The 11772-nt window shown below is 57.6% G+C and carries 9 protein-coding genes, 2 tRNA genes and 1 pseudogene; 7 read left to right on the top strand and 5 right to left on the bottom strand.

All coding sequences use genetic code 11. The features are described from left to right. Nucleotides 1–92 precede the first annotated feature (92 nt). Nucleotides 93–168: transfer RNA gene (locus tag N6P30_RS16455), tRNA-Asn, on the top strand. A gap of 113 nt (nt 169–281) precedes the next feature. On the opposite strand, the gene N6P30_RS16450 is transcribed toward N6P30_RS16455, so the two are convergent. Further along, nucleotides 282–677: a RidA family protein gene (locus N6P30_RS16450; protein ID WP_023293769.1), complete on the bottom strand. Its 396-nt coding sequence runs from the start codon at nt 675–677 to the stop codon at nt 282–284. Between the two features lie 141 nt (nt 678–818). Between N6P30_RS16450 and N6P30_RS16445 the strand changes: the two genes are divergently transcribed. Further along, nucleotides 819–1757, top strand: a complete 939-nt coding sequence (locus tag N6P30_RS16445) for a LysR family transcriptional regulator (RefSeq protein ID WP_023293768.1) — start codon at nt 819–821, stop codon at nt 1755–1757. A gap of 8 nt (nt 1758–1765) precedes the next feature. Here the strand turns inward: N6P30_RS16445 and gcvA are convergent, their stop codons facing one another. Next, on the bottom strand, nt 1766–2677 hold the full coding sequence (gene gcvA, locus N6P30_RS16440; RefSeq protein ID WP_032663243.1) for a transcriptional regulator GcvA: 912 nt from the start codon (nt 2675–2677) through the stop codon (nt 1766–1768). Nucleotides 2678–2847: 170 nt separating this feature from the next. Between gcvA and N6P30_RS16435 the strand changes: the two genes are divergently transcribed. Next, the gene (locus N6P30_RS16435; RefSeq protein ID WP_023293763.1) at nt 2848–3456 is read left to right on the top strand and encodes a glutathione S-transferase family protein; all 609 of its coding nucleotides are present in this window, start codon (nt 2848–2850) and stop codon (nt 3454–3456) included. Between the two features lie 42 nt (nt 3457–3498). On the opposite strand, the gene cbl is transcribed toward N6P30_RS16435, so the two are convergent. Beyond that, on the bottom strand, nt 3499–4449 hold the full coding sequence (cbl, locus tag N6P30_RS16430; RefSeq protein WP_023293762.1) for an HTH-type transcriptional regulator Cbl: 951 nt from the start codon (nt 4447–4449) through the stop codon (nt 3499–3501). Between the two features lie 96 nt (nt 4450–4545). Further along, on the bottom strand, nt 4546–5463 hold the full coding sequence (nac, locus tag N6P30_RS16425) for a nitrogen assimilation transcriptional regulator NAC (RefSeq protein ID WP_008499475.1): 918 nt from the start codon (nt 5461–5463) through the stop codon (nt 4546–4548). A gap of 320 nt (nt 5464–5783) precedes the next feature. Between nac and N6P30_RS16420 the strand changes: the two genes are divergently transcribed. Next, nucleotides 5784–5859: transfer RNA gene (locus tag N6P30_RS16420), tRNA-Asn, on the top strand. A gap of 145 nt (nt 5860–6004) precedes the next feature. Here N6P30_RS16420 and ldtA read toward each other — a convergent pair. Then, nucleotides 6005–6904, bottom strand: coding sequence for a L,D-transpeptidase (ldtA, locus tag N6P30_RS16415; protein ID WP_023293773.1), 900 nt, complete (start codon nt 6902–6904; stop codon nt 6005–6007). A gap of 191 nt (nt 6905–7095) precedes the next feature. Here ldtA and shiA point away from each other — a divergent pair, with 191 nt between their 5' ends. From shiA to N6P30_RS16400, 3 genes and pseudogenes are all read left to right on the top strand, one after another. Further along, on the top strand, nt 7096–8409 hold the full coding sequence (shiA, locus tag N6P30_RS16410; protein WP_008499472.1) for a shikimate transporter: 1314 nt from the start codon (nt 7096–7098) through the stop codon (nt 8407–8409). A 73-nt stretch (nt 8410–8482) separates the two neighbouring features. Continuing rightward, entirely contained in the window at nt 8483–9937 is a 1455-nt protein-coding gene (locus N6P30_RS16405; protein ID WP_023293774.1) for an AMP nucleosidase, read from the top strand. Between the two features lie 18 nt (nt 9938–9955). Next, nucleotides 9956–11728, top strand: a pseudogene (locus tag N6P30_RS16400) (aminopeptidase P family protein). Nucleotides 11729–11772 lie beyond the last annotated feature (44 nt).

The following is an 11772-nucleotide window of genomic DNA, read 5'->3' as shown; positions in this document are numbered from 1 at the left end:
TTGCTGAAATTGTCGGCAAACGAACAAAAAGCGCGATTTCACCCTTTGACAAGGCGAACTGAGGTCGCTACTATGCGCCTCGTTCACACGATTCCTCTGTAGTTCAGTCGGTAGAACGGCGGACTGTTAATCCGTATGTCACTGGTTCGAGTCCAGTCAGAGGAGCCAAATTAGAAAAGCCTGCTTTTGAAGCAGGCTTTTTGCTTTTCTGCGTCGGGTAAAATTGTCGGGTGGCGGCTTCGCCTTACCCGACCTACGGAACTGCATCTCTGAAGTTATCTCTAAATCGCATCCAGCCTGGCAATCACCTTTATCTCAAACTGGAATCCGTACAGCCACGTCACGCCGATCCCGGTCAAGGTAGGATAAGGCGCGTCCCCCCAATATTCTGGCAGGATACTCCAGATAGCGTCGAGGTTTGACTCGGGATCGACGACAAAGAGGGTCACGTCAACCACGTCAGCGAACGTGCAGCCCGCAGCCGCGAGGACAGCATTAAGATTATCGAAGGCCAGCCTGACCTGCGCTTTCAGATCGGGTTCAGGCGAACCATCCTCGCGACTACCCACCTGCCCCGAAACGAACAAGAAACCGTTGGATTTGATGGCCGGTGAATAGCGATTGCGCTCATAGAGCGCCTGCCGACCGGAGGGGAAAACTGCTTCGCGTGCTGTCATGTTTGTACCTTTGCAATAGGGCAAAATCAGCCCGTTGAACATAAAGACACTTTACAGGTGCAGGTTCGGGCGGATAAACAAGCGACTTTGTCCATCATTGTTTGTAATATCCAAACAATCGGTGAAAAGAGAGGATAAGGAATGGATCGTTTCGACGCGATGCGCACCTTTGCTCGCGTGGTGGAGGCAGGTAGTTTCACAAAGGCTGCCCAAACGCTTCATATGAGCAAAACCACGGTGACGCAGCTCATTCAGCAGCTGGAAGCGCGCCTGCGCGTCAAATTGCTCCATCGCACCACCCGCAGGCTCGGTGTGACCCCCGATGGCGCGGTCTACTACGAACGCGTCATCCGCCTGCTGGCGGACATGGAAGATGCTGAAAACAGCCTGTCCAGCGCGACGATGACGCCCAGGGGACGGCTACGGGTTGATGTGCCCAGTCCGCTGGCCCGCCTCATCCTGGTGCCGGCGCTACCGGCTTTTCACGCACGCTACCCGGATATCCAGTTCGATATGGGCGTGAGCGACCGGGTGGTGGATCTGATCGGCGACAACGTGGATTGCGTCCTGCGCGGTGGCGAAATCAACGACCAGTCCCTGATCGCACGCCATGTCGGCGATTTGCACATCGGTGTTTACGTCGCACCGAGCTATCTGGAACGCCTCGGCGCCCCGGCGCACCCGCGAGAGCTGGAAAACACCGACCATCGCATTGTAGGGTTCTTGTCCTCACGCACCGGTAAGATTGATCCGCTGGTACTGCGCAGTGAGAGTGAACATATTGACATCACGGGCAGCTATGTCCTTGCCGTGGATGATGGCAATGCTTACCTCGAAGCTGGGTTAGCCGGGTTAGGCGTGATTGCGCTGCCGGTCTATATGGCAGAAGCGCATCAGGCTTGTGGTTCCTTGATTCGGCTATTCGAACATTGGCGTATTAAGCCAATGCCCCTGTACCTGGCATTTCCGCCTAACCGCCACGTCAACGCCAGACTGCGCGTTTTTATTGATTGGATCGTTGAATTGATGCAGCAGCATATCCCTAATTCCAATAATAAGTCACTCCCTCCCAGCCCCTGATTCGCTCATTAGGGTTGGTTACTTTCCACAGCACTCACCGCTCGCCGCCAGGCCGCCACCTCCTCATCCAGCCACGCCACAAAAAGCCCCACCTCCGGCTTCTCCTCCTTTGACTGCGCTGTCACCAGCCAGTAAGGCCAGGGATATGGCGCAGTGATGGAGGTTAGCTGGACCAGTTCACCTCGGGTGATGGCATCCTGAACCAGAGAGCGACGCTCCAGCGCGATGCCTTTCCCGAGCCGAACGGCTTCGATAATGATATTAGAGTCGTTAATACATAAACCGCCAGGCACGATCTCTTTCTCCAGCCCCGCATTCACGCACCACGTTTTCCACGACTCCATGGAAAAAATAAGATGACTCTTTGCAATCTCCGCTGGCGTAGCGGGCAGCACGCCCCCGTTATAGCCCGGTGCGGCCACCACAATGAGCTCATCGGAAAAAAGATAATGACTTTCGCTCCCTTCCCAGTTTCCCTGCCCCATCCGTATCGCGATATCTATCCCTTCCTGCTGCAGGCTGGTGACCGTCAGACTGGCCTGGATCCGCAGGGTGATAAGCGGATACTTCGTCCGAAAGCGTTCCAGACGCGGTAATAACCAGTGGCATCCAAATGACGGCACCATCGCCAGCGTCAACTCCTGCTTTCTCGGCTTCACCTGCACGAGCCGGGTGGCATCCGCGATGTGGTTCAACGCCTCGCGTACCTGTAAGGCATAGAGCCGCCCTTCTTCGTTGATCTGCACTCCTCGCCCCTGACGGATAAACAGCTTTACGCCCACCATCTCCTCCAGCGTTTTGATCTGCTGGCTGATAGCGGAATGGGTAACGTGGAGTTCTTTCGCCGCCAGCGTCACGCTGCCAAGACGGGCGACGGCTTCAAAGCTTCGCAAACTGGCAATGGGTGGAAAATCCGACATGAAAGCACTTCCTTATCTGCGCTGGATATACAGCGGCAACCTGACCATATGTCAGTAATACTAACCCTTACGGTAAGATACTGAAGATATTCGCCATGCAAATTGTATTGTAATGTCGGGTCATCCTTTTCAATGACGCGTTCTTTCACACAGACAGGAAAACGGGAAAGATGATTAAGCTTGTTGGCATGATGGATTCACCTTATGTACGGCGCGTGGCGATCTCCCTTGAGCTTTATGGCGTTGAGTTTGAAAGCCAGCCGCTGTCAGTCTTTAGCACCTTCGACGCATTCTCCCGGATCAACCCCGCGGTAAAAGCCCCGACGCTGGTTCTGGATAACGGAATACGTCTGATGGATTCCTCGCTGATTCTGAATTATTTTGAGGCTCAGGCCGACCCCGAGCGGAGACTCCTGCCCGTCACGCCGGATGCGCAGGCAAACGATCTTCAGACGCTGGGCTTTATTCTCGCCGCCGCTGAGAAAGCGGTGCAAAATGTGTATGAACACAACCTGCGCCCGGTGGAAAAGCAGCACGTTTCATGGGTCGAACGCATTACAATCCAGCTGCTGGCGGCCTGCAGGGAATGGAATACCTTACTGGAGGGGCGTCCCGCCACCGCCGTTCCCGATCAGGTTGCCGTCACGAGCACGGTTGTCTGGACTTTTATTCAGTCGATGATCCCGCAGGTCGTTAACGCAGCGGATTTTAGAACGATTCAGGCGTTTGCCGAATCATTCGAATCGCAGTCGGCCTTCAAAAAATATCCATTCAATTAAATGCAGAGCCCGGTAAGCACTCGCCACCGGGCAAACCCGCACCTAAATCTGATAATCAATCGCCACTTCTTCCGGCTCCATCACCTGACGTTTAATCTCATCCACCGACAGCCCGGCGTTGCAGAGCTCGATAAAGCGCCACACATAGTTACGCTGCAGCTGTCCGCGCTTCAGGCCAAGCCATACGGTGTTGGCGTCAAACAGATGACGCGTGTCAAGACGCACCAGGTTCCCGTCCTCGCGTTCTCCGCTGGACTGTTCCGCCACCAGGCCAATACCCAGACCCAGCTCGACGTAGGTTTTGATGACGTCAGAGTCCTGCGCGCTCAGCACGATGTCGGGCGTTAACCCTTTACGATTGAAGGCTTCATCTATACGCGAGCGTCCCGTGATCCCCTGGCGATAAGTAATGAGCGGCCATTTCGCAATGTCTTCCAGCGTCAGGGGAGAGACCTGATTCAGCGGATGATCGACCGGGAGCAGTAAGCTGTGATACCAGCGGAACCAGGGGAACGCCACCAGCAGCGGGTCGTTGCTCAGGCGTTCGCTGGCGATACCGATATCCGCCCCACCGTTTTGCAGCAGCACTTCAATTTCCTGCGGCGTGCCCTGGATAAGCTCCAGACGCACCTCCGGAAAAAGTTCGCGGAACGCCTTAATCACCGGCGGCAGGCTGTAGCGCGCCTGGGTATGGGTGGTGGCGATGGTGAGCACGCCGGAGGCATCATTGGTGAAGAGATCCGCCAGGCGACGCACGTTGCTGGCCTCGTTGAGGATCCGCTCAGCGATGGTGAGCAATGCCTTACCCGGCTCCGTCATGCCGAGCAGCCGCTTGCCGCGACGGATAAAGATCTCTATGCCCAGCTCCTCCTCCAGCTCGCGGATATGGCGGCTGACGCCGGACTGAGAGGTATAAAGCATATTGGCGACCTCGGTCAGGTTGTAGTCCCGCCTGGCCGCCTCACGGATAATTTTAAGTTGCTGGAAATTCACGATTCACTCCGGCGCATCTGACATAGCTCTATTGTTAGAGTCAGCCGAGCTGCAGAACAAATAATAAAAACCAGCATCTTATGCTTTTATGGAATATCAGCTCACGAGCTGGAGTTCACGGTTCTCAAGCGATGGCTTGCTGACCAGCGACATCAGAATCTCTTTTACCGCCTGCGCCTGTGGCGACAGCGAACCGCGTGCGGACATATTCAGCGAGAGCGGCAGGCTCATCGAAGGCGTGGTGATCCGCGCCATCCAGCCGTTTGCCGCGCTGCACAGCGAACGCGCGGCGGATTCCGGCAGCACGGTGACGCCCATGCCGCTGGCAATGGCCGCGGTCAGCGTGGAAATCGAGTCAATTTCGCCGATGATTTTGGCCGTCAGGCGGCGCAGGGAGAACGCTTCGTCCACGCGCACGCGCACGGCGCTGTAGTCGCGCGGTAGATAGAGGTTCATCTCTGCCACGGCGGTAAGGTCGACACTCTGGCCCGGACAGTCGCGGGTGCCCACGAGATAGAGATCTTCTTTCAGCAGCGGCTGGCTGGTGATCCCGGCCACCGGGGAGCGATCGTAAAGGACCGCCATGTCCAGCTGGCCGTTGAGCAGTTTGTCATTCAGTACGGACCCGCTGTTTTCGTGCAGGTACACCAGCACTTCAGGCAGCTCAGCGCGAACGGCCTGCAGCAGCGGCATGGTAATAGAGGACGCGGCCGTTCCCGGCGCCAGGCCAATAGAAACGTGTCCGCTCAGGGTCTGGCCCACGTTATTCACCGCCAGCTGCGCCTGCTCGCACTGGCGCAGAATCGTGCGGGCATGGGTATAGAGAATTTTTCCGGCTTCCGTTGGCGTGACGCCGCGTTTGGTGCGGATCAACAGCTGCTGATCCATCTCGCCTTCCAGAGTAGCCACCTGCTGGCTCAGCGCAGGCTGCGCGATATGCAGCACTTCTGCTGCTTGAGTCAGGCTGCCGATATCGACGATTTTTACGAAGTATTTCAGTCGTCTTAAGTTCATTTTGCCCCCTGTTCGAAATGCTGTGCCGGAACCGGCTGTCGTTGTTGAACAGGTTTTGCAATATGAATGCCACTTTTACCAGGCGGTCTGAATCGGGCGCTAAGCGCCTGAAAATAAGGAAACCTAATCATGGAGGGGGGTTTTATTACCGAAACAGCAGTTTATGATCTGCCCCATTAGAGGTATATCCGCACCAAAGCGGTGCATTCCGCTGTCAAAAACAGCACTTTGCCGATTTTGTCAGCAAACGATCAAAAGGCGGCGATCCACCCTTTGACAAGGTGAACGCAGGTCGATAATATGCGCCCCGTTCACACGATTCCTCTGTAGTTCAGTCGGTAGAACGGCGGACTGTTAATCCGTATGTCACTGGTTCGAGTCCAGTCAGAGGAGCCAAATTTGAAAAGCCTGCTTTTAAAGCAGGCTTTTTGCTTTTCTGGGTTGGGTTAAATTGTCGGGTGGCGGCTGCGCCTTACCCGACCGACAAAAACCTCGAATCGTAGGCCGGGTAAGGCAACGCCGCCACCCGGCGAAAATGTCCTCAATTGCCGAGCTTCACCGGCATCCCTGACCGCCGTTCCAGCTCAGCACCTGCACCCTCGTTGATCAACTCTGTCCGCAGCGCGGCCGATATCGGCAGCGGCACTTTCCGGGTCGATTCAAATTCCGCACGGTTACGTGACAACGGCTCATGCACTTCCACCCAGCGGCTGCCGTCCGGTTCCGTGGTGACTTTAACGGGCCGATCGATAAGCTGCACGCGGGTTCCGACGGGAACATTATCGAAAAGGTATTTGATGTCGTTATTCCGCAGACGAATACAGCCCTGGCTCACCCGCAGCCCGATGCCGAAATTAGAGTTTGTGCCGTGTATGGCATACAGCCTGCCGATATAGATCGCATACAGCCCCATCGGGTTATCCGGCCCGGCGGGTACGAAGGCAGGCAGAGTTTTTCCCTCTGCCGCATAGGCACGGCGCGTATTGGGCGTCGGAGACCAGGTGGGTCCCACCTGCTTACGTTCAACCGCCGTTACCCAGTTACGCGGGGTTTCGCGCCCGGCCTGACCGATGCCGATGGGCAGCACTTCAACGGTATTGCTGCCCGGCGGGTAATAGTAGAGACGCATTTCCGCCACGTTAACGACAATCCCCTCGCGAACGGTGTCGGGCAAAATCAGCTGCTGGGGAATGACCAGCCGGGTGCCGGATTTAGGCAAAAAAGGATCCACGTCCGGGTTCGCTTCCAGCATATTGCTCAACCCCTGCCCGTACTGCGCGGCAAACGCCTCAAGCGGTAACGTATTATGATCCGGCACGGTAATGACCTGCGAGCTCCCCACCAGGCGACTGCCCGTCGGCGGTAAAGGATAGCTCACCGCCTGCACGCTCTGGCTGATGAGTAACGCAGCAAGACAGCCCAACGCCTTTTTACGACACATATTCCCTTCCTCAGTCGCTTCGCTCTTTAGTAAGCATAGCGTAGCCGTTTTGCATTACCCATCAGGAAATAAAATCAGTTTGCACAGGCCCCCTGTCGCGGTAGTCTCATAGGTTCCGTTTATATGACGGCCGCTATGTGAGTGACCTTTTCTTATACCAATAATTAAAAATCAGTGCAGACAGGACAACTATGGACTCCACTCTCACCTCCACACATCCCAACGAGGAGACACCTTCGCTCAATCGTGCCCGCCGCGCCGCACTCGGCAGCTTCGCGGGTGCCGTCGTCGACTGGTATGATTTTCTGCTCTACGGCATTACCGCCGCGCTGGTGTTTAACCGCGAATTTTTTCCGCAGGTCAGCCCCGCGATGGGCACCCTCGCCGCGTTTGCCACCTTCGGCGTCGGTTTTCTGTTTCGCCCGCTGGGCGGGGTGATCTTCGGCCACTTTGGCGACCGCCTCGGCCGCAAGCGCATGCTGATGCTTACCGTCTGGATGATGGGGATCGCCACGGCGCTGATTGGCATTCTCCCGTCGTTTTCCGCGATTGGCTGGTGGGCACCGGTATTGCTGGTGACATTACGGGCGATTCAGGGCTTCGCCGTGGGCGGTGAATGGGGCGGTGCGGCGCTGCTATCCGTTGAGAGCGCGCCCAAAAATAAGAAAGCGTTTTACAGCAGCGGCGTGCAGGTCGGATACGGCGTGGGTCTGCTCCTTTCTACCGGGCTGGTCTCCTTGATCAGCCAGCTCACCACCGACGAGCAGTTCCTGAGCTGGGGCTGGCGCATTCCGTTCATCTTCAGCATCGTTCTGGTCATCGCCGCGCTGTGGATCCGTAACGGCATGGAGGAGTCGGCAGAGTTCGAAAAGCAGCAGGAAAAACCGGCCGTCAAAAAAAGGCTGCCGGTCATGGAGGCACTCGTCCGGCATCCTGGCGCTTTTCTGAAAATTATTGCCCTGCGCCTGTGTGAACTGCTGACGATGTATATCGTCACGGCGTTTGCCCTGAACTACTCGACGCAGAACCTCGGCCTGCCGCGTGAACTGTTCCTGAATATCGGCCTGGTGGTTGGCGGGATCAGCTGCCTGACCATCCCCTGCTTCGCCTGGCTGGCGGACCGCTTTGGCCGCCGTCGCGTCTATATCACCGGGGCGCTGGTGGGAACCCTCAGCGCCTGGCCATTCTTTATGGCGCTGGAGGCACAGTCGATCTTCTGGATTGTCTTCTTCGCCATCATGCTCGCCAACGTCGCTCACGACATGGTGGTCTGCGTCCAGCAGCCGATGTTTACCGAACTGTTCGGCGCCAGCTACCGCTACAGCGGCGCGGGCGTGGGCTACCAGGTCGCAAGCGTGGTCGGCGGCGGGTTTACGCCATTTATTGCCGCCGCGCTGGTGACCTTCTCCGGCGGGAACTGGCACAGCGTGGCGATTTATCTGCTGGCCGGTTGCCTGCTCTCTGCTGCGACGGCCCTGGTGATGAAAGAGCCCCGCCACACCTGATCGCCCTTTTGTTTCACAGGCGTGTGACATACTATCGGGTAGAGTCGCACACCTGTGGAACAAGGAGACAGAGATGAATAATAAGGGCTCCAGCCTGACCCCGGCTCAGGCGCTGGAAAAACTCGACGCGCTGTATGAACAGTCCGTCAATGCGCTGCGCAGCGCCATCAGCGAATATATCGAAACAGGGAAACTTCCCGACCAAAAGGCCAGAAACGAGGGCCTTTTTGTTTATCCATCGCTCTCTGTGACCTGGGACGGCAGCGCCAGCACGACGCCAAAAACCCGCGCCTACGCCCGTTTTACCCACTCCGGTTGCTACAGCACCACCGTCACCCGCCCGGCCCTGTTCCGCCCGTATCTTGAAGAACAACTTACGCTGTTGTACCAGGATTACGGCGCGCACATTGCCGTTGAGCCCTCGAAGCATGAGATCCCCTATCCGTACGTAATTGACGGTTCGGCGTTAACCCTTGACCGCTCCATGAGCGCGGGGCTGACCCGCCACTTCCCGACGACGGAACTGTCGCAGATTGGCGATGAGACCGCCGACGGGATTTATCACCCGGCAGAATTTTCTCCTCTGTCGCACTTTGACGCCCGCCGGGTCGATTTCTCCCTGGCGCGACTGCGCCACTACACCGGTACGCCCGCTGAACATTTTCAGCCGTTCGTACTCTTTACCAACTACACCCGCTACGTCGACGAGTTTGTCCGCTGGGGGTGCAGCCAGATCCTCGACCCGGAAAGCCCGTATATTGCGCTCTCCTGCGCGGGCGGGATCTGGATCACCGCAGAGACCGAAGCCCCCGAGCAGGCCATCTCCGATCTGGCATGGAAAAAGCATCAGATGCCGGCCTGGCACCTGATCACCGCCGACGGTCAGGGCATTACGTTGATTAACATTGGCGTCGGCCCCTCGAACGCCAAAACCATCTGCGACCATCTGGCGGTACTGCGCCCTGACGTGTGGCTGATGATTGGCCACTGCGGCGGCCTGCGTGAAAGCCAGCTGATTGGCGACTACGTGCTCGCCCACGCCTATCTGCGCGACGACCACGTGTTGGATGCGGTGCTGCCGCCGGATATCCCGATCCCGAGCATCGCCGAAGTACAGCGTGCGCTGTATGACGCCACCAAAGCGGTCAGCGGCATGCCGGGTGAAGAAGTTAAGCAGCGCCTGCGCACCGGTACGGTCGTCACGACGGATGACCGCAACTGGGAGCTGCGTTACTCAGCCTCCGCGCTGCGGTTCAACCTGAGCCGCGCGGTGGCCATTGATATGGAGAGCGCCACCATCGCCGCACAGGGCTATCGCTTCCGCGTCCCGTACGGCACGCTGCTGTGCGTCTCCGATAAGCCGCTGCACGGCGAAATTAAGCTGCCGGGCCAGGCCAACCGTTTCTATGAAGGGGCCATCTCAGAGCATCTGCAAATTGGCATTCGCGCCATCGACCTGCTTCGGGCGGAAGGTGACAGACTGCATTCCCGCAAGCTGCGCACCTTCAACGAGCCGCCGTTCCGCTAATAACGATAAGGAATAACCATGTCCAGCACATCTCCGCTCTCTGCCCTGCGCCACTGGCTTGAGGCCAGCCATCTCGACGGGATGATCGTCCCGCGTGCGGATGCGTGGCAGAGCGAATACTGCGCGCCCTGTGACGAAAAGCTGGCCTGGCTGACGGGCTTTGACGGTTCTGCCGGCGTCGTGCTGGTACTGAAGGATAAAGCGCTGCTGTTCGTCGACGGGCGCTATCAGGTGCAGGCCCGCGTTCAGGTGAATCTGGACGAGATTGAAATTCACCACCTGCACAACGAGCCGCTGGCTGAATGGCTGGCAGAAAACGTGGAGGCAGGCACGCGCATCGGTTTTGACGCACTGCTGATGACCAATACGGAGTTTGAGCAACTGTCCGCCACGCCGTGCAAGCTGGTACCGCTGAAGGCTTCGCCGTTTGACGCCTTATGGACCGATCGCCCTGCCGCACCGGCGGGGCTTATTCGTGAAATGCCGGTTGAAGTAAGCGGTGAAAGCAGCCAGGACAAACGTCAGCGCGTCGCTGCCGTGCTGGCCGCGAACAATGCTGATTATCTGGCCGTTACGCTGCCGGATAACATTGCATGGCTGCTCAACGTAAGGGGCTCAGATATCCCAACCAGTCCGGTACCGCTCTCATTTGCCCTGCAGAGTCGTGACGGCCACGTTGAGTGGTTTGTAAACGACAACAAGCTCGGCGCCCTGCCTGAAGACGTGCGTAATGCGTTTACGATTGCCCCGCAGGACGCCTTCATCGAACGCTGTCAGCAGATTGCTGCAGGCAAACGGGTGATGGTTGATGCCGATTCCGCTCCGGTCGCCCTGCGCTTTGCCATTGAACCACGGGGAGAGATTGTCTGGCGAACCGATCCCATCACCCTGATGAAGGCCACCAAAAACCCGATCGAGCTGGCTGGGTATCGCGCGTGCCATCACCAGGACGGTGCCGCCTGGGTCAACTTCCTGGCCTGGCTGAGCCGCGAAGTGCCGCTGCGCGAGGCGGCAGGAAATCCGCTCACCGAGCTGGAAGTGCAGGCGCAGCAGCTCGCGTTCCGTAAACAGCAGCCCGGGTTTATCGAGCAAAGCTTTGCGACCATCTCCGCCTCTTCGAGCAATGCGGCGATGTGCCACTATCATTCGAGCGAGGCCAGCAACAAGCCCATCGGCCATGATCATTTTTACCTGAACGATTCCGGCGGTCAGTACGTTAATGGCACCACCGACGCCACGCGCACGCTGGTCTGGGGTAAGGTCGACCCGCAGCAGCGCCTGCACTACACCGCCGTGCTGAGAGGCTTTCTGTCGCTCATTACCCTGCAGTTCCCCTCTGGCACTCAGGGGCATCAGCTGGATGCCTTCGCGCGTCGTCCGCTGTGGGAGATGGGGCTGGATTACGATCACGGCACAGGGCATGGCGTGGGGCATCAGCTTCTGATCCATGAGAACCCGCATCGCATCGCCAAATAGGTCAACCCGTGGCCGCTGGTGGCGGGCAATATCATGACGATTGAACCTGGCTACTATCTGGGCGATAGCCACGGGATTCGCATTGAAAACCAGGTGGAGATTGTGGAGAGCCGTCCGGGATTCTGTAAATTTGCCTCGCTGACGCTGATCCCGATTGATTTAAGCCAGGTCGAGCTGGATCTGTTGAGCGAACAGGAAAAAGCGTGGCTGGATGCGTATCACCAGCAGGTGCGTGAGGCGCTGTCACCACTGGTGAACAGCGATGCGCGTTCGTGGCTGGAAGAGGCGACGGCACCGGTTCGTGTGAACGGATAGTGCGGCTTTTACCCGACGCAGAAAAGCAAAAAGCCTGCTTTAAA

Origin of the sequence: Enterobacter sp. PL1 (assembly GCF_945957325.1) — a bacterium.
GTDB classification, from domain to species: domain Bacteria; phylum Pseudomonadota; class Gammaproteobacteria; order Enterobacterales; family Enterobacteriaceae; genus Enterobacter; species Enterobacter roggenkampii.
This window is presented reverse-complemented; position numbering and strand designations above follow the sequence as displayed.

What these genes read in the sequence shown, in the direction of transcription:
- N6P30_RS16450 (WP_023293769.1), bottom strand. Translation starts at nt 677, where the DNA reads ATGACAGCACGCGAAGCAGTTTTCCCCTCCGGTCGGCAGGCGCTCTAT.
- N6P30_RS16445 (WP_023293768.1), top strand. Translation starts at nt 819, where the DNA reads ATGGATCGTTTCGACGCGATGCGCACCTTTGCTCGCGTGGTGGAGGCA.
- gcvA (WP_032663243.1), bottom strand. Translation starts at nt 2,677, where the DNA reads ATGTCGGATTTTCCACCCATTGCCAGTTTGCGAAGCTTTGAAGCCGTC.
- N6P30_RS16435 (WP_023293763.1), top strand. Translation starts at nt 2,848, where the DNA reads ATGATTAAGCTTGTTGGCATGATGGATTCACCTTATGTACGGCGCGTG.
- nac (WP_008499475.1), bottom strand. Translation starts at nt 5,463, where the DNA reads ATGAACTTAAGACGACTGAAATACTTCGTAAAAATCGTCGATATCGGC.
- ldtA (WP_023293773.1), bottom strand. Translation starts at nt 6,904, where the DNA reads ATGTGTCGTAAAAAGGCGTTGGGCTGTCTTGCTGCGTTACTCATCAGC.
- shiA (WP_008499472.1), top strand. Translation starts at nt 7,096, where the DNA reads ATGGACTCCACTCTCACCTCCACACATCCCAACGAGGAGACACCTTCG.
- N6P30_RS16405 (WP_023293774.1), top strand. Translation starts at nt 8,483, where the DNA reads ATGAATAATAAGGGCTCCAGCCTGACCCCGGCTCAGGCGCTGGAAAAA.